This window comes from Variovorax sp. (genome assembly GCF_035634955.1).
GTDB lineage: Bacteria > Pseudomonadota > Gammaproteobacteria > Burkholderiales > Burkholderiaceae_C > Variovorax.
In genome coordinates this window covers 223,484-247,349 of record NZ_DASQBZ010000015.1, presented here as the reverse complement: position 1 = coordinate 247,349, position 23,866 = coordinate 223,484, and the positions used below count along the sequence as shown (strand labels likewise).

The 23,866-nt window shown below is 65.9% G+C and carries 22 protein-coding genes; 17 read left to right on the top strand and 5 right to left on the bottom strand.

The window, feature by feature from the left end; translation table 11 throughout:
* Positions 1-279: 279 nt before the first annotated feature.
* The 3 genes from VES41_RS06075 (at position 280) to VES41_RS06065 (ending at position 1,934) form a co-directional block, all read left to right on the top strand.
* Positions 280-993 (top strand): TerC family protein, encoded by a 714-nt coding sequence (locus tag VES41_RS06075; RefSeq protein ID WP_324814280.1) that lies wholly within the window; start codon positions 280-282, stop codon positions 991-993.
* Between the two features lie 73 nt (positions 994-1,066).
* Entirely contained in the window at positions 1,067-1,531 is a 465-nt protein-coding gene (locus tag VES41_RS06070; protein ID WP_324814277.1) for a hypothetical protein, read from the top strand.
* A gap of 49 nt (positions 1,532-1,580) precedes the next feature.
* Positions 1,581-1,934, top strand: a complete 354-nt coding sequence (locus VES41_RS06065) for a phage holin family protein (RefSeq protein ID WP_324814275.1) — start codon at positions 1,581-1,583, stop codon at positions 1,932-1,934.
* A 45-nt stretch (positions 1,935-1,979) separates the two neighbouring features.
* Here the strand turns inward: VES41_RS06065 and VES41_RS06060 are convergent, their stop codons facing one another.
* Positions 1,980-3,527, bottom strand: coding sequence for a M48 family metalloprotease (locus tag VES41_RS06060; RefSeq protein WP_324814272.1), 1,548 nt, complete (start codon positions 3,525-3,527; stop codon positions 1,980-1,982).
* Between the two features lie 76 nt (positions 3,528-3,603).
* On the opposite strand from VES41_RS06060, the gene moaC reads away from it, so the two are divergent.
* The 14 genes from moaC (at position 3,604) to VES41_RS05990 (ending at position 19,554) form a co-directional block, all read left to right on the top strand.
* Positions 3,604-4,098 carry a cyclic pyranopterin monophosphate synthase MoaC gene (moaC, locus tag VES41_RS06055; protein ID WP_324814270.1) on the top strand — a complete coding sequence of 165 codons (495 nt, stop codon included), beginning with the start codon at positions 3,604-3,606 and terminating at the stop codon, positions 4,096-4,098.
* A gap of 171 nt (positions 4,099-4,269) precedes the next feature.
* On the top strand, positions 4,270-4,728 hold the full coding sequence (locus VES41_RS06050) for a type IV pilin protein (protein WP_324814268.1): 459 nt from the start codon (positions 4,270-4,272) through the stop codon (positions 4,726-4,728).
* Positions 4,729-4,763: 35 nt separating this feature from the next.
* Positions 4,764-5,327, top strand: a complete 564-nt coding sequence (locus VES41_RS06045) for a GspH/FimT family pseudopilin (RefSeq protein WP_324814267.1) — start codon at positions 4,764-4,766, stop codon at positions 5,325-5,327.
* Positions 5,324-5,788: a hypothetical protein gene (locus VES41_RS06040; protein WP_324814263.1), complete on the top strand. Its 465-nt coding sequence runs from the start codon at positions 5,324-5,326 to the stop codon at positions 5,786-5,788. Before VES41_RS06045 ends, VES41_RS06040 begins: the two co-directional genes overlap by 4 nt.
* A 2-nt stretch (positions 5,789-5,790) precedes the next feature.
* The gene (locus tag VES41_RS06035) at positions 5,791-6,948 is read left to right on the top strand and encodes a PilW family protein (RefSeq protein WP_324814261.1); all 1,158 of its coding nucleotides are present in this window, start codon (positions 5,791-5,793) and stop codon (positions 6,946-6,948) included.
* The gene (locus tag VES41_RS06030; protein ID WP_324814259.1) at positions 6,945-7,610 is read left to right on the top strand and encodes a hypothetical protein; all 666 of its coding nucleotides are present in this window, start codon (positions 6,945-6,947) and stop codon (positions 7,608-7,610) included. The genes VES41_RS06035 and VES41_RS06030 overlap by 4 nt, the downstream gene beginning before the upstream one ends.
* Positions 7,611-7,620: 10 nt before the next feature.
* The gene (locus VES41_RS06025) at positions 7,621-11,163 is read left to right on the top strand and encodes a pilus assembly protein (RefSeq protein WP_324814256.1); all 3,543 of its coding nucleotides are present in this window, start codon (positions 7,621-7,623) and stop codon (positions 11,161-11,163) included.
* A gap of 194 nt (positions 11,164-11,357) precedes the next feature.
* The gene (locus VES41_RS06020) at positions 11,358-11,813 is read left to right on the top strand and encodes a type IV pilin protein (protein WP_324814254.1); all 456 of its coding nucleotides are present in this window, start codon (positions 11,358-11,360) and stop codon (positions 11,811-11,813) included.
* A 94-nt stretch (positions 11,814-11,907) separates the two neighbouring features.
* On the top strand, positions 11,908-12,501 hold the full coding sequence (locus tag VES41_RS06015; protein ID WP_324814251.1) for a type IV pilin protein: 594 nt from the start codon (positions 11,908-11,910) through the stop codon (positions 12,499-12,501).
* Entirely contained in the window at positions 12,495-13,121 is a 627-nt protein-coding gene (locus VES41_RS06010) for a pilus assembly FimT family protein (RefSeq protein ID WP_324814249.1), read from the top strand. Before VES41_RS06015 ends, VES41_RS06010 begins: the two co-directional genes overlap by 7 nt.
* Positions 13,122-13,174: 53 nt before the next feature.
* Positions 13,175-13,555, top strand: a complete 381-nt coding sequence (locus VES41_RS06005) for a fimbrial assembly protein (RefSeq protein WP_324814246.1) — start codon at positions 13,175-13,177, stop codon at positions 13,553-13,555.
* Positions 13,552-14,772 carry a PilW family protein gene (locus VES41_RS06000; protein ID WP_324814244.1) on the top strand — a complete coding sequence of 407 codons (1,221 nt, stop codon included), beginning with the start codon at positions 13,552-13,554 and terminating at the stop codon, positions 14,770-14,772. The genes VES41_RS06005 and VES41_RS06000 overlap by 4 nt, the downstream gene beginning before the upstream one ends.
* 8 nt (positions 14,773-14,780) lie before the next feature.
* A complete protein-coding gene (locus VES41_RS05995) occupies positions 14,781-15,383 on the top strand; it encodes a hypothetical protein (RefSeq protein WP_324814241.1) in 603 nt (200 codons plus the stop codon).
* A 19-nt stretch (positions 15,384-15,402) separates the two neighbouring features.
* The gene (locus VES41_RS05990; protein WP_324814239.1) at positions 15,403-19,554 is read left to right on the top strand and encodes a PilC/PilY family type IV pilus protein; all 4,152 of its coding nucleotides are present in this window, start codon (positions 15,403-15,405) and stop codon (positions 19,552-19,554) included.
* Between the two features lie 153 nt (positions 19,555-19,707).
* Here the strand turns inward: VES41_RS05990 and VES41_RS05985 are convergent, their stop codons facing one another.
* From VES41_RS05985 to VES41_RS05970, 4 genes are read right to left on the bottom strand one after another with little or no spacing between them, the layout of a single operon-like run.
* Positions 19,708-20,811, bottom strand: coding sequence for a glycosyltransferase family 4 protein (locus VES41_RS05985; protein WP_324814236.1), 1,104 nt, complete (start codon positions 20,809-20,811; stop codon positions 19,708-19,710).
* Between the two features lie 49 nt (positions 20,812-20,860).
* The gene (gene glf / locus VES41_RS05980) at positions 20,861-21,961 is read right to left on the bottom strand and encodes a UDP-galactopyranose mutase (RefSeq protein WP_324814234.1); all 1,101 of its coding nucleotides are present in this window, start codon (positions 21,959-21,961) and stop codon (positions 20,861-20,863) included.
* The gene (locus VES41_RS05975; protein WP_324814231.1) at positions 21,958-22,896 is read right to left on the bottom strand and encodes a glycosyltransferase; all 939 of its coding nucleotides are present in this window, start codon (positions 22,894-22,896) and stop codon (positions 21,958-21,960) included. Before VES41_RS05975 ends, glf begins: the two co-directional genes overlap by 4 nt.
* On the bottom strand, positions 22,893-23,861 hold the full coding sequence (locus VES41_RS05970) for a glycosyltransferase family 2 protein (RefSeq protein WP_324814228.1): 969 nt from the start codon (positions 23,859-23,861) through the stop codon (positions 22,893-22,895). Before VES41_RS05970 ends, VES41_RS05975 begins: the two co-directional genes overlap by 4 nt.
* Positions 23,862-23,866 lie beyond the last annotated feature (5 nt).

Here is a 23,866-nt window from a genome sequence, read left to right as displayed (position 1 = left end):
CGATGCTCTAATCGGCGCCAGAAGGGGAGTAGCTCCTGTCCGTCGCCCACGCGCCGGATGTCGACCGGGTCGTCAATACGAAGCAATGCTTCCGGCCCGTCGGGTGTACGTCAAACGTTTGCCGAGCAAGACCTTCGATCTGAACCTGCGTCCGGTTCGGTCGAAGCGTTGTCCATTGCCCCGCGGCCCCGCCTGCCGGGGCTGGTGGGCAGCACACTCCGCCCGGATCGTTTGCAGGATGCATCGAAATCCTGACATAACAAACGGAGCGCCCTGCAAATGGAATTCCTCAGCACCTCCTGGTGGTCGGCCCTGGCTGCCATCATTCTCATCGACCTGGTCCTGGCCGGCGACAACGCGATCGTGATCGCACTGGCTGCCCGCAGCCTGCCCAAGCATCTGCAAAAGAAAGCCATCGTCTGGGGGACGGTGGGCGCGATCGTGGTGCGTTCGGTCATGACGATCGGCGTGGTCTGGCTGCTCAAGATCCCGGGCCTGCTGCTGGTCGGCGGCCTGGGCCTGCTGTGGATCGCCTACAAGCTGGTGGCCAACCAGGAGAACCATGACGAACACGGCGTCGCCGTCACGACCTTCTGGGGCGCGATGAAGACCATCATCGTGGCGGACGCGCTGATGGGCATCGACAACGTCCTGGGCGTGGCCGGCGCCGCACACGGCTCGTTCGACCTGGTCGTGATCGGCCTGCTGATCAGCGTGCCCATCGTGGTGTTCGGCAGCCGCCTGGTGCTCAAGATGGTGGACCGCTTCCCGGCCATCATGTACATCGGCGCTGCAGTGCTGGCCTACACCGCCGCCAAGATGATCGTGAGCGAGCCCGTCCTGTCGAACATCTTCGGCACCAAGGAAAACCCTGCCGAAATGCTGCGCTACGGCCTCGAGGCCGTGTGTATCGTGCTGGTGTTGGGCCTGGCCTGGCTGGCCACGCGCAGCAAGGCGCGCAAGGCCGTCGAGAAGAACACGTCTGCGGCCTGAGCAACAGATGATTCACGACGAGAAAGCCGGCAGGCCGGTCCACGGCAATGACGAGCCCTACAAGGAGTGCCCCATGGAAAACACCATCCTGTACGTTGACGACGCGGCCCACGCGTGTCAATGGCTGTCCGAGCGCCAGGCCGATGCGGCGCCGGCACCGGTGCACTGGATCGTGGTCGCCTGCGCGCCGCGCATGACGCATCGCATCAGCAAGTGGGTGAGCCACAGCGCCCGCGAGAACTGGCGCGCCAAGTGGTTCGCCAAGACGATGGAACAGCTCGAGCCCGTGCTGGCCCAGGGCGGCAGCGAAGTGACGGCGCAGCTGGCTACGCGTCCGCTGCTCGAGACCACGCGCCAGCTGCGCCTGGTCCACGGCGCCGCAGCGCAGGTGATCGATGCACGGCGCCCCAAGGCCGGGGTCGCACTCGAGCCGGTGGCACCGGAGCATCCGCCCACGCCCCAGTCGCGCTGGGCCCTGCCAGGCGCGGCCGCCGGACTCGGCGCGCTGCTGGTGCTGGCGACCGAACTGGGCGAGTAGCCCCCGCGCACGCGGCCCACCGAGCGCGGGCCGGTGCTATCCTGCGTCGATGAGAATCGTCCTCAAATGGCTGCTCAGCGCGGTCGCGCTGCTGGCGGTGGGCTACGTCTTCAGCGGCGTGCAGGTGGTCAACTTCGGCGCGGCGCTGATCGCCGCGGCCGTGATCGGCCTGCTCAATGCCGTGGTCCGTCCGGTGCTGGTGGTGTTGACGCTGCCGGTCACCATCGTCACGCTCGGGCTGTTCCTGTTCGTCATCAACGCCCTCATGTTCTGGTCCGCCTCCGGCCTGCTGGGCGGGTTCCACGTGAACGGGTTCGGCGCGGCGCTGCTGGGTTCGCTGATCTATTCGGCGCTGGGCCTGCTGATCGACGCCGCCCTGTCGCCGCGCGTCCGCGTCGGCTGACGCAGGCCGGGGCCGCAAACTCGGCCCCTTTTTCCCCGAAACGCCTCAACGCTGCTGCTCGCGATCGTCGCGGGCCTGCTGGCGCCACAGGGCCTCGATCTCGCGCGCGCGCGAATCGATGATCGAGCCTTCGTAGTAATCGACATTCCCCGGCTGCTGGCGCATCAGGTCCTGCGCGGCCTTGAAGCGGTCGCGCGCGGCCGGGTAGTCATACACGGCGGCAAACGCCTCGGCCTCGGCGCGGATGGCGCGCAGCGTGTCGTTGCCGGCGCCATAGACACTGCCCAGCATGCGCCACGCGCCGGCGTCGCGCGGATGCGTGGCCACCCAGTCGCGCAGCGCCTGCGTCACCGGCAGCGACTGCTGCGTGCTCTGGCGCAGCGAGGTGGCGATCTGCGCCCGCAGGAACAACTCCGGCCGGCCCTTGGCAGCCGGGTCGACGAAGGGCTGGGCGCGCATGGGGGCGCCGGCGGCCAGCTCGATCTCGGCCGACAGCAGCCGCGCCAGGCGGGCCGCCGACGCGTCGGCGCTGGTCAGCGTCACGAGCCGCGCCGCCAGCGCCCGTGCCTGCCCGAAGTCGCGCAATTGCGTCTCGGACAGCGCGGCCGCGTACAGCATGCCGGCCTGCTCGGCCGGCGCGGCGCGCGTGAATTCGCCACTGCCCACGCCGTCGATCCACAGGCGAAGCTGGTCGACACCCGCGCGCGCCAGCACGCGTGCGCGGGCGGAGATCATCGCGTGGTCCATCACCAGCGGCGGCGGGGCCAGCTGGCCATGCGAGAGCTGGAAGCGCGTCTGCATGTCGGCGATCCGCTCCGAGGTCAGCGGGTGGCTGCGCAGGTAGGGATAGGAGCCGTTGTCGCTCAGGCGCGAGGCGTACTGCAGCTTCTCGAACATCGACGCGGCGCCCTGCGGGGCGTAGCCGGCCTGCGTCATGACGCCGAAGCCGACGCGGTCGGCCTCGCGCTCCATGTCGCGCGAGAAGCTCAGCTGGGAGTTCATGGCGAAGGCCTGCGTGCCGGCGATGACGGCCTGCCCGGCGTCGCCGCTGTTGCTCTTGGCCGCGGCGATCGCGCCGAGAATCATCGCCGCGAGCATGAGCGGCGCCTGGCGCGATTGCCGCGCCAGCATGCGCGAGATGTGGCGCTGGGTGATGTGCGACAGCTCGTGGCCCATCACGGTGGCCAGCTCGTCGCGGCTGCCGACCACGCCGATCAGGCCGAGGTTGATGCCCATGTAGCCGCCGGGCAGCGCAAAGGCGTTGATTTCGCGGTCGCGCATCAGTGCGATCTGCCAGGCAAAGCGCTCGTCCAGCTCCGGCGTGAGCTCGCCGCGCTTGCGCGCCGCGTCCAGCAGGCGTTGCCAGATGACGTCCACGTATTCCTGCAGGACCGGATCGTCGATGTAGGAGTTGTCGCGGTACAGCTCGCGCGCGATGCTGTCGCCGAGCTGGCGCTCGGCCGCGGCGGTCATTTCGTCGCCTCCGCCGAACTGGGCGTGCGCAAGCGGCGACATCAGCAGCTGTGCCAGCACGAGCAGGGCGACGAGCGCGCGGCGCAGGGCAAGCCGGATTGGAAGCAGATGCAGTGGCATGGATCGGATGATGGCCGAGGCAGGCAAGGGACACTGTGGGTGCCCGTATGATGGACTTTCGTGTCCAGGCTTTCCCATGAGTTCCCTCACCCATTTTGATGCACGCGGCCAGGCCCACATGGTCGACGTCGCCGACAAACCTTCCACCCACCGCGTGGCCATCGCCACCGGACGCATAGAAATGCAGGCGGCCACGCTGACGCTGGTCGAATCGGGCAGCGCCAAGAAGGGCGACGTGCTCGGCGTGGCACGCATCGCCGGCATCCAGGCGGCCAAGCGCACCGGCGAACTGGTGCCGCTGTGCCACCCGCTGGCCCTCACGCGCGTGGCGGTCGAGTTCGCCACCCAGCCGGCGGATCCCGATTCCGGGCAGCCGCCGCAAGTGCTTTGCATCGCCACGGTCGAGACCGTCGGGCCCACCGGCGTGGAAATGGAGGCGCTGTGCGCGGTGCAGGTCGCCCTGCTGACCGTCTACGACATGTGCAAGGCGGTCGACCGCGGCATGACCATCACCGGCGTGCGCCTGCTTGAAAAACATGGTGGCAAATCCGGCAGTTTTGTTGCCGATTGAGCATCCGGATACTGCACGCAAAAGTTACTTACAACACCGTCCCGAGTGCCCCGATGGACGGCCGCCGAGGCGAGCCGGACGGCGGCTTTCGAGATCTTCGATGGTGACACTCTGATGATCTTTATTGGATCAAGGATGCCTGCTCCGGGCATCGATCAGGGATGCACGAAGATGAAGCGATGGGCGGTGAGTCGCGCGGGCGCGCAACGCCGCCGGGCCGCGCGCGGCTTCACGCTGATCGAGGTGCTGATCACCATTGCGATCGTCGCCATTCTGGCGTCGGTCGCCTACCCGAGCTACACCGACTACATCCGCCGCAGCCATGTGCAGGAGGCGCCCTCGCAGCTGATGGCCTACCGCGCCACGATGGAGCAGTACTACCAGGACCATCGCAGCTATGCGGAGGGCAGCGAGTGCGGGGTGGCGGTGCCGCAGGGCGAATACTTCGACTACAGCTGCACGACCTCGAACGCGGGCCAGGCATATACCGCCACGGCCACCGGCGCGGGCGGCACGGTCAGCGGCCTTTCGTACAGCATCAACCAGGTCAACCAGCGCAGCAGCAGCTGCAGCGGCTGCGCCTGGAACTTCGGGACGGTGGACGGTCTCTGGGTGTTGCGCCGGCCCTGAGCCGGCACGCACCCGCCGGCGGCGACCGCGCCGCGGTGCGGGGCTTCACGCTGGTGGAGCTGATGGTCACGGTGATCGTGCTCAGCATCCTGGCGGTGGTGGCCTACCCGAGCTTTTCCGGCTTCATTCAGAACGGGCAGATCCGCGCGTCGGCCGAATCGCTGATGAGCGGCCTGCAGCTGGCGCGGGCCGAGGCGATCCGGCGCAACGTGACGGTGGCGCTCAAGCTCGAGAACATGCTGCGCGGCGAGCCGGTGGCGGGCGGCACCGACTGGACGCTGCTGGCCGCCACGCCGGACGAACCGACGGTGCCCGACCAGGTGCTGCAGGTGCGGCGCGACGACTCGACCCGCTCGATCGCCCGCGCGGGCGTATCCGACGCTCCGTCCGCCGAGCCGGCCGCCGCCGGCGCCGGGCTGCCGGCCACCATCGCGTACACCTCGGTCGGCCGCCTGAGCCTGGCGACCACGGCGCGGCAGATCGACGTCATCGGGCCGAGCGGCTCCAGGCCCTTGCGCATCCTGCTCGGGCCGGGCGGCGACGTGCGCCTGTGCGACCCGGCATTGACGATGGCCGACAACCCGCAGGGGTGCGCATGAGACCGCACCCGGCCCCTGCGCGGCAACGCGGCATCATGCTGATCGAGGCGCTGGTGGCGATCGCCATCTTCTCGTTCGCCATCCTGGGCATCGTCGGGCTGCAGGCCACCGCCATCCGCGCGGTGCGCGACGCCGACTACCGAGCCAAGGCAAGCCTGTTCGCCGACCAGCTGGTGGGGCGCATGTGGGCCGACCGCTTCAACGTGCCCACCTACGCGCTCAATGCCGGCGTGACGCAGACCTGCCCGGCCGGCGGCAACCAGAGCGGCAACCCGGCGATTGCCGAATGGCTTGAAGGAATCACCGACCTGGACAACCCGGGCGCACTGCCCGGCGCGGCGGGACTGCAGCAGAAGGTGCTGGTCAGCGCCGACAACACGGTGACGCTGACGCTGTGCTGGCAGGCGCCGCAGGACGAGTCGCCGCACAACTTCACCCTCACCACGCAGATCCGGGGCTAGGCATGCCGCGCCGCCGCATCCATCCACCCACCCCGCGACCGCGCGGCCTGAGCCTGGTGGAGCTGATGGTGGGCCTGCTGGTGGGGCTGGTGGTGTCGCTGGTGATCTACCAGGTGCTGGCCGGCAACGAGGGCCTGCGGCGCAGCACGTCGGCCGGCTCCGACGCCCAGCAGAACGGCATGTTCAGCCTGGCCATCGTCGCGCACGACCTGCGCGCCGCCGGCTGGGGCCTGCCGACCGCCGACACCATGGTCTGCGCGCGCTACTTCACCTACCGCGACGACGGCAGCACGCGCGGGCCGGTGCCCGACTTTCCCGGTGCGGCGCCAGTGCGCATCGTCGACGGCGGCAGCGCGCCCGGCGCGTCGGACCGCATCACCATGATGTGGGGCAGCTCGGTGCGCGCCAGCGTGGCCGACGGGCTGCTGCAGAACGTGACCGCCGTGCCCAACGGCACCGCGGCCCGGCTGCAGCCGGCAAGCAAGGTGGCGCTGTCGACGGTCGGCGGGTTCGTCTGGCTGACCGACGACAAGAACGATTGCGCCCTGGTGCGCATCACCGCCAGCGCACCCAGCCCCCTGAGCCCCGACACGGTCATCCTGTCGCACGACCCGGTGGCGGCCAGTGCCGGCCTGGCCAACTACAACCCGCCGGACGAGGCCATGGGCGAGCTGGCCTGGCCGTCGACATTCGACGCCAACCCACGCATCCACGACGTCGGCGCCCTGGTGCTGCGCACCTACTCCGTGGACAACGGCAACCTGATGGCGCGCGACGACTTCAGCAGCGGCACGCAGGTGCAGGTGGCCAACAACGTGGTGGCGCTGAAGGCGCAGTACGGCATCAGCGATGCGGGCAGCCAGATCGTCAACCAGTGGGTCAGTGCCACGCTCGGCCCTGCGGGCAACTGGGCAACGCCGAGCCTGGTCGACCTGCGCCGGGTGAAGGCGATCCGCCTTGCGGTGGTGATCCGCAGCGCCATCAAGGAGCGGCCCGACGCGGCCACCGGACAGTGCGCGGTGACCAGCGTCGCGCCGGTGAGCTGGCCCGACGGCCCGGCGATCGACCTGAGCAACGATCCGGACTGGCGCTGCTACCGCTACCGCAGCTTCGAGACGGTGGTGCCGCTGCGCAACGTGTTGTGGGCGAACCTGGCATGAAGCGATGCACGCCCCCGACGTCGGCACGCCCCGCGGGCGCGCAGGGCGGCTTCGTCGTGTATGTGGCGCTGATCGCGCTGCTGATTCTTTCGCTGGCGGCGATGGCGCTGCTGCGCACCTCGGACACGGCCGGCGTGATCGCCGGCAACCTGGCCTTCAAGCAGGCGGCCACGGGCGCCGCCGACACCGGGGCCGAGCGGGCCTTCGACGAACTGCCCGCGCTGGCCGCAGCCAACGTGGACGTGCCGAACAAGTACTTCCGGTTCATGCAGACGGTGGACGCCTGGGGCGTGCCCAGCACCATCGACTGGCGCAACGTGCCCTGCTGGGCGCCTTCCGGCGGCCAGCAGCAGGTGTCGTGCAGCGACGATGCCAGCTACCGGGTGCAGTACGTGATCGACCGGCTGTGCACCGACGAGCCGGTGATCTCGGACCCGGTGTCGGTGCTGGCGGTCAAGTGCGTGGCCGGGCAGCCTTTCTCGACTGCCGGCGCCACGGGCAACGACCGCGGCAGCCATGCGCAGACCACGCATGTCTTCGGCGGGCTGACGCCGGCCTCGCCTTCTCGGCCGACCGTGCACTACCGCGTGACGGTGCGGGTGCAAGGCCCGCGCAACACGACCAGCATGGTGCAGACCGTGGTGGAACTGCCCTTCGGCTAGGAGCGGCGCCATGGCCATGCCCACCCCCGACAAGGCGCGCGCCCGGCGCGCGGCGCCGCCGCCGTGGCTGCTGGCCGTAGCCGTCGCGCTGGCCGGGGCCGCGCCGGCGGCCCGCGCTGCGGCCACCGACCTGGCCGACGTGCCGCTGTCGGTGCAGACCGGCGTCAAGCCCAATGTGCTGTTCATCCTGGACAACTCCGGCAGCATGGGCTGGGGCTCCATCACCGGCACCGACACCGACGCCGAATACACCGCCCGCGGCTGGAGCACCAGCGGCCAGAAGGACATGCGGGCCTACTACTCGCCCAGCTACAACCGGCTCTACTACGACCCGGCCGTCACCTACCTGCCGCCCGCCACGTATGACGCGACCGCCGAGGGCTTCACGCGGCCGGGCAGCGCCAGCGACCCGCACGACGCGCCGGTCGACCCCTACCTCGGCGGCGACCGGTTCGACCTGACGCAGGCCTGCTGGAGCGACACCACCCCGCCCGGCCTGCCGCGCTACGACGCCGGGCGCCTTACCGCCAACGGCAGCTGCGCCGTCGATTCGTCGTTCTCGTCGACCACCGCGTATGCGCGCTACGCCTTCTACTACGTGTGGAAAGGCAGCGGCACCGAGGACGGCAGCAGCGGGCAGGACAACGACGGCAATTACGACCGGGTGGAGATCCTGCCGCAGACGCCGACCTACCCGAAAGCCGCCACACGCAGCGACTGCGACCCGGGCGCCTGCACCTACGCGCAGGAAATCCAGAACTTCGCCAACTGGTTCAGCTACTACCGCACCCGCATCCTGACCGCCAAGACCACGCTCGGGCTGGCCTTCTCGGCGCTGGACGACAAGTCGCGCGTGGGCTTCACCACCATCAACGACGACCGCGGCGGCAAGAACACCCGCGCCAGCAACTTCGTGGCGCTGGGCGATTTCGACAGTGCGCAGAAGTCGCGCTGGTACAACCAGCTCTACGCCATCGACCCGACCGGCGGCACCCCGCTGGTGGAAGCGCTGGACCGCGCCGGGCGCTATTTCCAGAGCGGACGAATGGAAGGCGCGCGCGGCGGCACGCGCACCGACACCGTGCCGCTGGCATGCACGCCCAACTACGCCATCTTGTCGACCGACGGCTACTGGACGTCGTCCGACGTGTCGGTGGGCAATGCCGACAGTACCGTCCCCGCCCTGCCCGCCAACGTCTACAACGACCCGGCCACCGGTGTCGTGCGCAACGACCCGGTATCGGGCACGCCGCTGGTGCCCGGCGAGCCTTTCCCGGCGCCTTTCCAGGACGGCAACGGCAGCTCCAACTCGCTGGCCGACGTGGCCATGCACTACTGGATCAGCGACCTGGCCGGCAACTCGGGCGGCACGGTGCAGCCCAATCCGTCCGACCCCGCCACCTGGCAGCACATGGTGACCTACACCATCGGCCTGGGCGCCACCGGCACCCTGAGCGCCCCGCCCAGCGGCGGCGCGGGCTGGCCGGCGCCGCACGGCGGCACGGCCACGGCCATCGACGACCTGTGGCACGCGGCGCTCAACGGCCACGGGCAGTACTTCAATTCTTCCGACCCGGCGCGGCTGCGCAGCTCGCTCAGCGCGATCCTGAACGACATCGTCAACCGCACCGGCTCGTCCACCGCGGTGGCGGTGAGCAACCCCAACGTGCAAGCCGGCGACAACCTGGCCTTTACCTCCAGCTTCAACTCGGGCGGCTGGTACGGCGATCTGCAGGCCTACCCGATCGACCTGCAGACCGGCGCGCTGGGTGCCACGGCAACCTGGTCGGCACAGGCAAGGCTGGACGCCAAACCGTTCGCCACCCGCCGCATCGCGACCTCCGACGGCAGCCAGGGCGTGCCCTTCACCGCGGACGCGCTCGCCAGCCTGGCCAGCCGGTTCGACTCGCCGGTCAGCCCGCCGGGCCCGGCCGACCATGCGGCGGTGATCGCCTACCTGCGCGGCGACCGCAGCGGCGAAGGCGACGGCACCAACCCGCTGCAGCCCTACCGCACCCGCGCGCACGTGTTGGGCGACGTGGTCAACGCCGAGGCGGTGTACGTGTCGGCACCACGCGCCGCATACACCGACGCCGGGTATCCGGACTACAAGTCCGGCGCAGCCAGCCGCAGGCCGGTGGTCTACCAGGGCGCCAACGACGGCATGCTGCACGCCTTCGACGCCGCCAGCGGCGAGGAATTGTGGGCCTACGTTCCCGGCGCGTTGATCGACGCGCCGCTGTCCGCCACGGCAGCCGGCACCAGCGCCCTGGTCGGCCTGACGCAGCAGGCGCTGTTCCACCACCGCTATTACGTGGACGCCACACCCACCGCCACCGACGTGGACCTGTCGAACACTGCCACCCGGCAGCCGGTGCCGCCTGCCCCCGACTGGGCCACCGTGCTGGTGGGCGGGCTGGGCAAGGGCGGGCGCGGCTACTACGCCCTGAACGTGACCGACCCGCTGGCCGGCGCCGACACCGACGTGGCCGCCAAGCTGATGTGGGAATTTCCGAACGCCGCCACCGACAGCGCCACGCGCGCGAGCGTCGGCTACAGCTACGGCTCGCCGCTGACGGTGAAGACCCGGGCGGCCGGCTGGGTGACGCTGGTGACCTCGGGCTACGACAACGGCAGCGCGACCGGCGGCGACGGCGTCGGCCGGCTGTTCGTCATCGACACCGCGACCGGCCAGCTGATCCGCACCCTGCGCACCGGCGCCGGCAGCGCGGCCACCCCCAGCGGCCTGGCGCGCATCAGCGCCTTCCTGGCCAACCCGGGCACGGACGACACGGCCGACTTCGTCTATGGCGGCGACCTGCTGGGCAATGTGTGGCGCTTCGACCTGTCGGGCGACACCAGCGCCGACTGGTCGGTGGCCCTGCTGGCCACGCTGGTGGATGCGCAGGGCAACCCGCAGCCTGTGACCGAGGCGCCCGAACTGGGCGTGGTGAGCGAAAAGCGCATGGTCTACGTCGGCACCGGCCGCTACCTCGGCGCCAGCGACATCCCCGGCAGCCCCTCCGAGAACGCCCAGGCGACGCAGCGCCAGTCCTTCTACGGCCTAGTCGACGACCGGCTGGCCACGCCCACCATCGCGCCGCTGCGCAGCCAGCTGGTGGCGCAAAGCGCCACGCCATCGCCCAACGGCGAGATCAACCTCAGCAGCAACCCGGTGAACCTGGCCGTCAAACGCGGCTGGGTGCTCGACCTGGCGCCCTCGCCCAGCGGCGAACGGTCCACCACCAACCCGGTGCTGTTCGCGGGCGTGCTGTCGTTCACCACCATCACGCCGTCCAGCGACCCGTGCGCGCCGGGCGGCAGCTCGAACCTGTACTTCCTCGACTACAGCACCGGCGGCGCCCAGGGCGACCTGGTCAGCCGCTACGTCGGCAACGTGCTGGCCAGCCGGGTCCAGCCGATCAGCCTGCCCAGCGGCAACGCCAAGATCCTGGTGCGCACGTCCGACGGCGGCACCCGGGTCTACGACGTCGCCGCCCCGAGCGCGACCAAGCCGACGCGGGTGATGTGGCGGAGCGTGGATCGGGAATAGGCCACCTCGACCCGCCCGCCTTCGATGGCCCGGATGTGCAACCGTGCACGAAAGGGCCATAACTGCGCGTTCCACAAGCAACCAGCGGAGCAACGATTCGCTGACAATCTGCGACCGTTGACATCGCAAGAAACAGCTTGAAACCCCGGCAGAACCTTCGCACGCGCAAAGCAGCAAGAGCAAAAAGCGTCCCAATGGCCGCTTTTGCCGGCTTTTCGCTGATCGAAGCGATGATGGCTGTCGCCGTGATGGCCATCCTGGCCACGGTGACCTTGCCGGCTTATTCGGACTACCAGCGGCGCGCGTACCTGCCGGAGGCCTTCAACGGCCTGGCCGACTTCCGCGTGCGCATGGAACATTTCTACCAGGACCACCAGCGCTACGGCAGCGGCGGCGGCAGCGCCTGCGCGGACGACCCGTCCGCCGCCGGCTGGAACGCCTTTGCTCCACGCGACGCCCAGAACTTCAGCTACCGCTGCGCCGTGCGGGTCAGCCAAGACGGCTACCTAGTCGTCGCCACAGGCCGGCCAGGGTCCAGCGCGGCCGGGCACGTGTTCACGATCGACCACGAGGGCAGGCACGGCACGGTGCTGTTCAAGGGCCGTACGGTGGATGCGGATTGTTGGCTGACGTCGGACGGCGGTTGCTAGCGAAGGCGCTGCGCCGGGCCATGCGCGAGAGGCCGGTGCTGGGCCGTGTGCGCAAAAGTCCTCATTTCTACGGTTGGAGCGGCAAGTCGCGCCGATGAGCGGGGAACTTCCGCCGATGAGCGGCCGAGCGTTCTCGGTGACATTCCGTGACACTTGTGCACAACAGAAACGATCGTTGATCGATCACTTTGAGCAAGTTGAAGCCATGCCCATGCGCCAGATGCCTCCCAAACACCCGTGCGTCCGCCCCGGTGGTTTCACCCTGATCGAAGTCATGATCACCGTGGCAATCATCGGCATCCTGGCCGCGGTTGCCATTCCGAGTTACCGCGACTACATCCTTCGCGGTCAGGTTGTGGACGCGACGAGCGGACTGGCCGCCATGCGGGCGGAGATGGAACGGTTCTATCAGGACAACCGCACCTATGCATCCGTCGGCACGACCTTCATAACCCCCTGCGCCAAGGGCGCGGACACTAGCCGCCAGATCGGCTCGTTCCAGCTTTCTTGCGACGGCACGCCCGACACGGACAGCTTCACTCTTCAGGCCGTGGGCAGCGGATCGACCAGCGGCTTCACCTTCAAGATCGACGAAAAGGGCACCCGGTCGACGGCGGCCGTCGCGACCGGCTCCGGCTGGAACACGTGCACCACGGCGTGGATGAGCAAGAAGGGCCAGGCGTGCTGACCATCCCGCGTCCCATGCGGCGCCGGGTCGGCGGCTTCACCTTGGTCGAGCTGATGGTGACGCTGACGCTCCTGGCCGTCCTGATGGCCCTGGCGATGCCGGCGTTCTCGGGCTGGGTGCGAAACAGCAAGCTGCGCACGGCGGGCGATGCGCTCCAGAACAGCCTGCGCCTGGCGCAGGCCGAGGCGTTGCGGCGCAATCGGCAGGTGGTCTTCACGTTGACGAACGACAAGGTCACGGCCGACGACTTCGCTGACCAGAAGGCGGTTGCGAATGGCAACTACTGGTCTCTGTCGGCGGTCGCCGCGTATGCCGGCGATGCCGCCGAGTTCATCGAGGGCGGCGTGCTCAACGACGTCGCCGAGGGGGTGAAGATCACTGGGCCTGCTGCGATCTGCTTCAACGCCATGGGCCGCATGGTCCTCAACAATGCGCCCGGCCTGGAAGGCGCGGAATGCAAATTGCCCACCGGCACGCCGGCGGTGCAGAACTATGACATCGCGTTCGAGACGCCCGTCACAGGTGAAGACCGGAGCTACCGCGTGACCGTGGCCCTGGGCGGCCAAGTGCGCATCTGCGACCGCGACAAGACTCGATCGACCAACCCGGACGGCTGCTGATGGCCCGCGCACCCCACCCCCCAAGAAGCGGCCGCCGCTCGCAGGCCGGCGTCATGCTCATCGAGGCGTTGATCGCCATCCTGCTGTTCTCCCTTGGCATCCTGGGCCTGATCGGGCTGCAGGCACGAGCCACGCAGTTCTCCGTCGATGCGGAAGATCGCAACCGCGCTGCGCTGCTCGCCAACGACGTTGCCAGCATCATGTGGCTCAAGAAGTCGATCACCCTCAGCGAGACGGAAAAGGACGGGTGGGAAGCGCGCCTTGCCGCCGTGGATACCGGCGGCCTGCCCGGGGGCGAGGGGTTGATCGAGCCAGTCGATGGCACGACCAATGCCGCCGACATCACCATCACTTGGCGCCAGCCTTCGCGCGATGCCTCCGCACAGGCCAGTACCTACACCACCCGCGTCACCCTGCCGCTCGCCTCGCCATGAAGAACATCGCCAACGCCTCGCGCTCGCGCGGCTTCTCGCTGGTGGAACTGCTGGTGGCCGTGGCCATCGGCCTGATCGTGACCATCGCGGTGACCAGCGTGGTCACCGTTGGCGAAACGCAGCGCCGCAGCACCAATTCGCTCAATGAAATGGGCCAGTCCGGGTCATTTGCCGTCTACCAGCTCGACCGGGCCCTGCGCAGTGCTGGCTCTGCCTTCGTGCAGTCCGCAAATTTCGGCGCGTTCGGCTGCAAGCTTCATGTCTCGGACATCCTGCCACGCACGGCGGCCATGCCGGTGCCGTTCAAGGACAATTTCCTCGGCGGCAATCCCAGCGACTTGCGCGTGGCGCCCGTGCTGATCGGCAAGGCCATGTCGGACGACGACACATCCGACGTGCTGGTCGTCATGCGCGGAAACGGCAACGGTGGTGGCGTGCCGCGTCGTGTTACCGACCCCGGGAGCAACAGCCTTCTGCGGCTGCAGAATTCGCTCGGCTTCGCTGCTGGCGACCTGCTGCTCGTCAGCCGAGAGGGCGAATCCGACTGCCTCCTGGAGCAGATTTCCGCTGTCGATCCGGTAGGCAGCCCCGGCGAACTGACGCTCGGCGGAACGTTCCACAGCAAGGGTGACGGCCTCACCAAGCTGGAAGCCCTGGCCGCCGATACCGACACCTACGTATCGCCCCTGGGAAACACGTCGAACACGAGCGTCCAGCTCTCGCTTTTTGGCATCGGCGCCAACGACACGCTTTTCGGCTACGACCTTCTGCGCATCGTGGACGACAACGCCCAGGCATTGGCCGATGGCGTACTGGAAATGCACGCCCTCTACGGCCTCGACACCAACGGCGACGGGAGGCTGGATTCGTGGGCTGATCCGAGCGGGAGCGGAGGCGGCGACACGGATTTCAGCATTGCGACCGTGATGACGAAGCCCGCCAAGATCCGCCAGATCATCGCCATCCGACTGGCGCTGGTGCTCAAGAGTTCGACGCACGAACGAGACGAAGTGACTGCCAAGTGCGACGGCAAGATCGACACCGTCGAAGCCGCCTGCGCGCCATACCGCTATTTCACCGACCTCAAGGACGCGGCCAACAAGTCGCTGCAGCGCGAGGTCGACACCTCGAACGACGACGCGCGCCACTTTCGCTACCGCGTCATCGACACCACCATCCCCCTGCACAACATGCAGTTGCTGCCCGCCGCGCTATGAACAAGACCATGGCCCCACCATCACGCCGTACGCGCCAGCGCGGCGTGGTGATGATCTTCTGCCTGATCGTGCTCGTGATCCTGCTCGCCGGCGGCGTGGCGGTCATCCGCTCGTCCAACAGCGCGCTGTTCAGTGCCGGCAACCTGGCCTTCAAGCGCGACCTGCTCAACCAGGGCGAACTCGCCGTTTCCACCGTGCTGGCGGATTTCCAGGGGTCCGGCGCCATGGCGGGCGCGAGTGCCACGCTCACCAGCAGCAAGGCGCGCAACTACAGCGCCGTGCAACTGGCAACGAACACCCAAGGCATTCCCAGCGCGCTGCTGGGCTCGGACACCAAATTCGGCGACGTAGGTGTCATCACCAATGACATGACCGGCGCAACCGAAGACGTGAAGATCCGGTACCTGATCGATCGGATGTGCAATGCGGAAGGCGCTCCCACGAGCGCCAACTGCGTCCAGGCCATGTCCGCGCCGAGCGGCGGGACAGCCGACCCGAAGGGGGGGCCGACGGCACTCACCTCGTCCGTCTACCGGCTCACGATCCGCGTCTCCGGACCGCGCAGCACCCAGGTGTTCATGCAGACCTCCTTCAACAAGCCCGACCTGTAAACCGAGCAGAGCGAGTCCGATGACATACAAGAACACATCGATCACGTCCTTCAGGACCGGCCTTGCGCGCGCAACGGCCGCGGTGGCTTTCGCGCTGGCGGGCATGACGAACGTCATGGCAGTCGAACTGGCTGACCAGCCGGTGTTCTCCACCAGCGCGGTGCCCGGCAACCTCGCGCTCGCGCTGTCGGTGGAATGGCCGACCGCCTCGCGCACCGCGCACACGGACAACTACTCGGCCAGCAGCGAGTTCCTGGGCTACTTCGACCCCAACAAGTGCTACCTGTACCACGTCGATACGACGGCGAACAGCACCAATACGGGTGACACCAGCTATTTCTATCCGGCTGGCCAGGCAGTCAACCACCAATGTGTGGGCGACAACGATGACAAGTGGAGCGGCAACTTCCTGAACTGGGCATCGACCGCGACGATCGACCCGTTCCGGTGGGCGCTCACCGGTGGGCGCCGCGTGGTCGATACCGCCACCCAGACCATCCTCGAGCAAGGCTGGCATCCGGACCGGGACCTGTTCCCCGATCGGGACCTTCCCGTGGCGGCGATCCCGGGGGCAACTCCCTTCAACGCGACGCGCCTTTCGATCACGATCCGCAACATGGGCTTCAAGATGCGGCTTGCGGCCGAGGGCGTGACATCGCGCGGCTTGACGGCCTACTACTACAACAGCCTCACGCCGGGTGGCACGCCGGTGTTGACGGTCAATGACGACAACGCCTACCACGACTGGGGCAGTGGTTCGCCCGGCGCCGGCGTCGGCAACGACAACTTCTCCGTTCGCATGAGCGGTACGTACAAGGCGCCCACGACCGGAAACTACAGGTTCCGCACCCGTTCGGATGATGGCGTGCGCCTGTGGGTCGATACGACTGGCGGCCTGAACTTCAACGACAGCACGCGAGTCATCGAAAACTGGACGGACCACGGCCCCGCCGAAGACACCACCGACGATATCTACCTGACGGAGGGCCAGTCCTTCAGCATCCAGGTCGACTACTACGAAAAAGGCGGCGGCGCCGTCATGCAACTGAGCTGGAAGCGCCCGACGTCAGACTCGTACACGTCCTTCAGCAGTGGCGGCAACCAGACCAATGACTACACCATGCGCGTGCTCGTGTGCGACCCGAGCGAGGCCGCTGGAGGGCCCGAGGCGAACTGCAAGCGCTATGGAAACAACTACAAGCCCGAAGGGCTGATCCAGAAGTACGCCGACAGAATGCGCTTCAGCGCGTTCGGCTACCTCAACGATTCCAGCGACCAGCGCGACGGCGGCGTGCTGCGCGCCAACCAGAAGTTCGTGGGGCCCACCAAGCCGGTGCCCGGGTCGCCCTCGATCGACAATGGCCAGAAAGAGTGGAGCGCGACTGACGGCACCTTCTTCCAGAACCCTGACAAAGGCGACGCGAAAGCCACCACGGACGCCACCGGCGTCACCATTTCCGACAGCGGCGTCATCAACTACCTGAACAACTTCGGCCAGCTCATTCCCGGCAACTACAAGGACTATGACCCGGTGAGCGAGATGTACTACGCGGTCATGCGGTACTACCGCCATCTCGGCAACGTAGACGCCTGGAGCAAGCTGGGCAACGTGGATGCTGCCACGAAGAAGCAGTTTCTCGACGGCTTTCCGGTGATCACCAACTGGGCCGACCCCATCGAGTTCTCGTGCCAGCGGAACTTTGTCCTGGGCATCGGCGACATCTACACCCACGTCGACAAGAACGTCGTTGGCAATACAACCTATCGCACGCGCGAGCCGACCATGCCCACCGAGGTTGCCGCGGATAAAACCATGAACGCCATCACCGCCACCAACAAGGTGGGTGCGTTGCAGGGCGTTGGCAACATCGGCAGCACCAACAGCTACAGCGGCCGCGACAACTCCGCCTTCATCGCGGGGATGGCCTACGACGCGAACACCAAGGACATACGCGAGGACGACCCGAAATACAAGCAGACCATCGGCAAGCAGACGGTGCAGACGTACTGGGTGGACGTGCTGGAGAAGGCGTTCGAGGCGAACAACCAGTTCTACCTGGCGGCGAAGTACGGCGGCATGAAGGTGCCCGATAGCTTCGACCCTTATTCCAATGCCACGACCTCCGACACCATCAAGGAAAGCTGGTGGCACACCACGACCGATATGGTCGGCTCCCAGAAGCGGCCGGACAACTATTTCACGGGCGGCCGGCCCGACACGCTCATCGCGGGTCTGAACAAGGCGTTCGAGCAGATCGTCGCGGCCATCAAGGCGTATACGACGTCCTTTTCGCTCTCGACCGCCCAGGTGTCGGAGTCCGGCAGCGTCGCGTACGCATCGCAGTACGACTCCAGCGATTGGAGCGGCGTGGTAACCGCTCGCTCGCTGACCTTCACGAAGGACGGCACGCCCTCGGCGGTCAACGCCTGGGAGTCCACCAGCAAGATGGCCGCGCAGTTCGATGGTGAAGGCTGGGACACGAACCGTCGAGTGGTGACCTGGAGCGGCTCCGCAGGCGTGCCCTTCCGCACAACGACCGGCGGCCTGACGACCGGCCAGAAGACCGACCTGACACCGAACTTCGGCAACGACGCCACCCTCGATGAATATGTGGCCTACCTGCGCGGAGACCGCTCTCATGAAGGCGCCAAGTTCCGCTCGCGCGGCGCGCTGCTCGGCGATATCGTCAACGCCAAGGTGACGCCCGTGGGCCCGCCCAATTCCGCATACGGTGACTCTCTCAACCCGGGATACGCCGCTTTCAAGACCGCCAAGAGGTTGCGTCCCACGATGGTGTACGTGGCTGCAAACGACGGGATGGTGCACGCCTTCAATGGTGCGGTCACAGGCGATGACGCGGGCAAGGAACAATTTGCCTACGTGCCGTCCGCGGCGATTACCGGCCCCAATGGCACCCCGCGCGTCGACGGATTGGCGCAGTTCGGCAACCCCACCAACTTCGTCCACCACTACTTCGTCGACTCCACCCCTGTTGCGTTCGACATCGACATGAACTACGCCGGCGGCGGCCCGTTCACCACCGAAGAGGACGGCACCAACGCAAAGTGGAGAACAGTGCTGATCGGCGGCATGGGCAAGGGTGGCCGCAAGTACTACGCGATCGACGTGACGGACCCTGCCGACATGACCACCGAAGCGGCCGTTGCCGGCAAGGTATTGTGGGAGTTCGAGGGCCAGGATGCCGGCTACAGCTATGGCGCGCCGATCGTCGTGCGCACGAAGAAGTACGGCTGGGTCGTCGTCTTCACCTCCGGCTACAAGGACGGCGACAACTCGGACAACGGATACCTGTACTTCGTCGATCCGCGCGACGGACATCTGCTTGAAAGGGTGAGCACCGGCGCATCCGCGCCCGGGCTGACCTATGCGTCGGCCTATGTGCAGGACTTTGCCAAGTACGAGGCCGATTCGATCTACGTCGGCGACCTCAACGGTACGGTGTGGCGTTTCGACCTGACCGCGGCGACGGGCGCGTACCCGGCACCGATCAAGCTGGCGCAACTGACCGACGGGGCCGACGTAGCGACCGCGCAACCCATCACCACCCCTCCGTTGATCGAGATCAGCCCGACCACGCGCAAGCGCTACATCCTGGTCGGCACGGGCAAACTGCTCGCGCCGTCTGATATCAACGTCGATCAGGAGCAATCGTTCTACGGCATCCTGGACGGCACGGCAGGCGCGTTTTCGACGGTAACCAGCCCCATCACACGAGCCACGCTCACCGAGATCGACGATCTGACCAAGGGCATAACGCTGAGCGACAGTTCAGACGGCTGGTACATGGACCTGGGCCTGGACACGTCTGGGCCCAACACCATCGGTTGGCGCGTTTCGTCTCCACCGGCCGCCTTCAACGGGGTACTCGCCTTCTCAAGCATGCTCACCACCGGCGATGCCTGCAGCCCGTCCGGCCAAAGCCGGGTCTACGCGATCAACTTCACATCCGGGCGCACGGTTTTGACATCGGGCGCGGAGTACCAGTCATTCACGAATTCGGTGACCGACCTGCGCTTCGTCAGCCTGAACGGTCGTCCGCTGCTGATTGCTGGCGACAATCAGGGTGGCATCGGAAAGATTCCGGCGAACCTTTCGGATGCGTCGGCGGTGAAGCTGTTGAACTGGCGGGAGTTGCCGACGGTTGAGTGACGCAGCGGCCGGGGCGTTGAAACGCGCCTCGGCGGCGTCGCTCCTCAAGCTCAAACCCTGGCCAGAACGATGTTGCCGGCTTGTTCCCGATAACCGCCGTGGGTATCGACGATCAGGCCTGCGTTGGCCCTGAGCTTCCCGCAGTCAGACGCTTCATGGTCGGACCGTCGCGCCGCTCATGCGCGAAAGTTCTGGCAGGCGCTGCGCAAGCGCGCTCACTTGCGCTGTCCAGTCACGAATTGGAAGGTGGCTAAGTGAAACGGGCGCCTCCAATTGACGCATGATTGCGGCAGCCAATCCGTCCGCATCGGCAGGCGAGAACTGCAACTGCGGATAAGCGGAGAATAGTTGCCCCGTTGCACCGACGTTCGCCGCCACGACAGGCAATCCGCATGCAAGCATTTCGTACGCCTTCTGCGGGAAACAGTAGCGACCAAACGGAGTGTCCAGCACCGAGATCACTCCGATATCGAGCGCGCTGAAGACCTGAGCGACCTGTTCATGGGGGAGCTGCCCCAGGTAGTGCACGCGCTCGCCCTCCGGTGGCGGCAAAGCGGGATCGATGGGGCCTGCGAGCACCAAGTGGACGTCGCGACGCTGATGAAGCACGCGGCCCCAAGCCGCATACAACGGCTCAACACCCTTCTCCCGATACAACCCACCGGCGGTTCCGATCAGTTTGGCATCGAGCGGAAGGCCGAGTGCCTTGCGCGCGGCAGCCTGGTCGTAAGGGAGAAATACGTTGAAATCCACGCTACTCGGCATAGCCAATACCGCGCCACGCGGCGGATAGCAGGCAATCACATGGTCACGGAGCAGTTCACTGGTTGTCGTGACAAGGTCAGCATGGCGCACACCCCATCGCAACGCAGCGACGAAACCCGGAATCTGGGCCTGGCCAAAGCCTTCGAAATTGTCATAGAGGTCGGCGACGTAGCCACAGCGCAGGCGCTGAGCCAGCCACGCGCCTAACGCCACGTGCGGGATATCGGATGCGCCGATGAGCACATCGGGTGCAAACTCCCGAAGCTCTCGAAGCAACGTGAACGGATAGGTTGCCAGTTTGTGGGCGACCCACGGCCGTAGGGCACGCGAACGCCAGCGGAGTCGGCCAGCTCCACCGTCGTGCGTCCATTCGCCATCCACGTCACCCTGATAGTCGAGGCAAAGGCCCACAACATCGTGGCCAAGCATTGCGAGCTGTCGCGGAATCTCGTACAGGCGCGCATAGCGGTCCGCCACCACGTCCTTGCTCATGTAGCGCCGCTTGCATAGAAAGGCAATTCGCATGCTTGATCAATGACGCTCAGGCCCTGGCGTCGATCAGGCGACGCGCGGCAGCCAAGGCCCCGGCCACAACCTGGTCCATGTTGTAGTAACGGTATTCGGCGAGACGACCGACGAAGGTCACGTCTGTTTGGCCGTCGGCAAGGGTTTGATAGCGCTTGAACAGCGCTTCGCTGTCATCGCTAGGAATCGGATAGTACGGATCCCCTTCGGCTTGAGGGTATTCGCGCACTATGGAAGTTCCCGCATGCAACTGCCCGGTTAGGTGCTTGAACTCGGTGATCCGGGTGTAGGCGTGGTCGTTCGGATAATTGATCGTTCCCACGCTCTGCAGCTGCGCAACATTCGGAAGGTGCTCATGCTCGAAACGCAGCGACCGATAGGGCAGTGCGCCGAAACAATGATCGAAGTAGGCGTCGATCGGACCAGTGTAGACCACATGCCCCAGATCCGGCTTGCCACGCACTTCGACAAAGTCCGTACCCAGTTCCACCTTGATATTGGGGTGGTCGAGCATGCGCTCGAACATCCTTGTGTAGCCTTCGGCCGGCATAGACTGAAAGGTGTCGGTGAAATAGCGATCGTCTGTGTTCGTGCGGGTCGGAATTCGTGCAGCTACGCCGGCCTTAAGCTGCGATGGCTCCAGACCCCACTGCTTGCGGGTGTAGTTCAGAAAGAACTTCTCGTAGAGATCTCGACCAACGCTGTTGAGTACAACGTCCTCGCTCGTGCGAACGGGGTCGCGGGGGTCGCGAACCTTTTCGTAGAACGCTGCCGCCCCTTCTTCGTTCAGGTCGAGTCCGTACAGTTCGTTCAATGTGTCGCGATTGATGGGAAACGGATAGGCGCGTCCATCAATCACGCCGCGGACTCGATGCTCGTAGGGTCGCCAATTGGTGAACTTCGACAGGAACTCCAGTACGCGGACGCTGTTCGTGTGAAAGATGTGTGGCCCGTAGCGATGGACGAGGACACCATGCGCGTCGAATTCATCGAAAGCATTGCCGCCGATGTGTGGGCGCTTGTCCACCAACCGCACATTCCAACCGGCGTCGGCGAGTTCGCGCGCCACAACACTGCCTGCAAACCCTGCACCAACAATGAATACCGAACTGCTCACACCGCTATTCTCCACTTGAGATGGCGCGCGCCTTTGACGCCGCGCAGGCCGTCAAGCAGGCCTGCACAAAATGCATGCAGTTGGCTCCATCTGTCTGGTTCCACAGCCATCGCCACGACCAACCTCAAGAGCGTACCGGGGACAGCCTGGGTCCATAGACGATGGCCGTGATACTTGCGAGCAATCAACAGCCTGTTTCGAGTGTCGTAGTACCGCTTCCACGGCGGCAAGCTTAGATAAGTTAGCGTATGTCCGAACAGCCGGTGCTGGGTCGGTCTGGACTTGGGGTGTTCGATGCGACTCGATCCGATCACATAGATCTTCGCGCCCGCACGGCGGGCCCTGAGACAGTACTCCACATCGTCTGCGGCGATAAAGAAGCCTGCGTCTGGCACGCCAACTTTCTCTACCAGCTTTCTGTGGACGAGAAAGCCCAGGAAGGGAAGGCTTTGCACCTCGCTCATTGCTGGAACATCTCTGACGAATACGACTTCCTTCACCGGTGGGCCCAACAATGTGGTAATCCAGGATGTGTCTTCACCCTGGAGTGCCAAGGACCCATAGACATTCTCCGGATGAGCCGCAAATCTCATCAATTCCTCAAGCGCATTTGCATGGGGGGCCGCATCATCGTCCATGAGCCATACCCAATCCTCCCCGCTCTCACGCGCAAACTGAACACCTTGCGCGAACCCTCCTGCCCCACCCCCGTTGTGTGCAGAACGCAAGACCCGTGCGGCTGGCATGTGGATTGGAAGCCACGATTCAAGCCACTGCTGAGTGCCGTCGACTGAAGCGTTGTCGACAACTAGGATCTTGCTAGGCTGTAGCGATTGGCTGCTAAGCGCAAGCAGGCAACGTTCCAAGAGCGTGCGGCGATTGTGGGTCACCACAACTGCGATGACTGTCGCCGTGCAAGGAAGCTTTTCGGTCATTCGATTGTTCGTCCTTGGCCACCATGCAGCAGTCGATGTAGATGAAGCGGCAATCGCTGCATGACGCGCTTCGAGAACTCGCCGATGATCCAAGGGTGCGACCAGGCGCTCTCGATCGCACGTTCCCATTGCTTTTGCTGCAATGCGCTGAAGAACAACTGATAGGTCTGTACCCGGTTGAGCTGCACTAGTCGGGCATCGATGGCAGCAAGTGCACGAGGATCCGCGGCAAAGAGCGCTCGCGCGTTCTCAAACACCTCCCGATACATGCGATGGCGATCGGGATTGGTCGTGCTTAGCGACCCAGGCGTCATGCGATAAAGATAAGTTGAGATTGGCACGTAGCGGATGACAGACCCCGCGGCGAACAACGGATAGAGAAAGGCGAGGTCCTCTCCATTTCGACTACTGCCATGCTTCGCCCCACACCGGGCGATCAATTCTCGACTCACGAACGGCTTAATGAGGAGACGAGTCTCTTGCAAGAATCGAGGAAGGTCGACTTCGCGCACAGCAGCTGCCTTGGGTGTGAACCGCCTTTGGTCCCACACCGTTCGCCAAGGCACCACGGCCGAGTCGATGTCGTGGCAATCCACGACGTTGTCAATAACAATATCTTTCGGGTACTGTTGCGCTACACGGAGCAATGACTCGATCCGAGTCGGCGCGTAGAGGTCATCAGCATCAAGGATCGTGACCCACTGCCCCCTGGCTTCCGATATCGCCGCGTCACGACAGGGTCCCGGCCCTTCGTTGACCGCATTGGTGGTCAACCGGATGCGCCGATCAGAAAAGCCTTGTACGACGGCGACAGTTTCATCCGTAGAGGCGTCGTCCACGACCAGCAGTTCGAGGCTCGAATGAGACTGCTGCAGAACTGAGTCTATGGCCTGTCTGATGGTGCGTGCCGCATTGAAGGCGGGCATGACGACCGTCACCTCAGGATGAAAAGCTTCGGAACTCATCTCAA

Bases quoted from the DNA above. Each gene is read 5' to 3' on its own strand.
- VES41_RS06000 (WP_324814244.1), top strand. From the start codon at position 13,552: ATGAAGAACATCGCCAACGCCTCGCGCTCGCGCGGCTTCTCGCTGGTG.
- VES41_RS05975 (WP_324814231.1), bottom strand. From the start codon at position 22,896: ATGACCGAAAAGCTTCCTTGCACGGCGACAGTCATCGCAGTTGTGGTG.
- VES41_RS06040 (WP_324814263.1), top strand. From the start codon at position 5,324: ATGAGACCGCACCCGGCCCCTGCGCGGCAACGCGGCATCATGCTGATC.
- VES41_RS06020 (WP_324814254.1), top strand. From the start codon at position 11,358: ATGGCCGCTTTTGCCGGCTTTTCGCTGATCGAAGCGATGATGGCTGTC.
- VES41_RS05990 (WP_324814239.1), top strand. From the start codon at position 15,403: ATGACATACAAGAACACATCGATCACGTCCTTCAGGACCGGCCTTGCG.
- VES41_RS06030 (WP_324814259.1), top strand. From the start codon at position 6,945: ATGAAGCGATGCACGCCCCCGACGTCGGCACGCCCCGCGGGCGCGCAG.
- VES41_RS05995 (WP_324814241.1), top strand. From the start codon at position 14,781: ATGGCCCCACCATCACGCCGTACGCGCCAGCGCGGCGTGGTGATGATC.
- VES41_RS06060 (WP_324814272.1), bottom strand. From the start codon at position 3,527: ATGCCACTGCATCTGCTTCCAATCCGGCTTGCCCTGCGCCGCGCGCTC.
- VES41_RS06050 (WP_324814268.1), top strand. From the start codon at position 4,270: ATGAAGCGATGGGCGGTGAGTCGCGCGGGCGCGCAACGCCGCCGGGCC.
- VES41_RS06035 (WP_324814261.1), top strand. From the start codon at position 5,791: ATGCCGCGCCGCCGCATCCATCCACCCACCCCGCGACCGCGCGGCCTG.
- moaC (WP_324814270.1), top strand. From the start codon at position 3,604: ATGAGTTCCCTCACCCATTTTGATGCACGCGGCCAGGCCCACATGGTC.
- VES41_RS06065 (WP_324814275.1), top strand. From the start codon at position 1,581: ATGAGAATCGTCCTCAAATGGCTGCTCAGCGCGGTCGCGCTGCTGGCG.
- VES41_RS06015 (WP_324814251.1), top strand. From the start codon at position 11,908: ATGAGCGGGGAACTTCCGCCGATGAGCGGCCGAGCGTTCTCGGTGACA.
- VES41_RS06025 (WP_324814256.1), top strand. From the start codon at position 7,621: ATGGCCATGCCCACCCCCGACAAGGCGCGCGCCCGGCGCGCGGCGCCG.
- VES41_RS05985 (WP_324814236.1), bottom strand. From the start codon at position 20,811: ATGAGCAAGGACGTGGTGGCGGACCGCTATGCGCGCCTGTACGAGATT.
- VES41_RS06005 (WP_324814246.1), top strand. From the start codon at position 13,175: ATGCTCATCGAGGCGTTGATCGCCATCCTGCTGTTCTCCCTTGGCATC.
- VES41_RS06070 (WP_324814277.1), top strand. From the start codon at position 1,067: ATGGAAAACACCATCCTGTACGTTGACGACGCGGCCCACGCGTGTCAA.
- VES41_RS05970 (WP_324814228.1), bottom strand. From the start codon at position 23,861: ATGAGTTCCGAAGCTTTTCATCCTGAGGTGACGGTCGTCATGCCCGCC.
- VES41_RS06075 (WP_324814280.1), top strand. From the start codon at position 280: ATGGAATTCCTCAGCACCTCCTGGTGGTCGGCCCTGGCTGCCATCATT.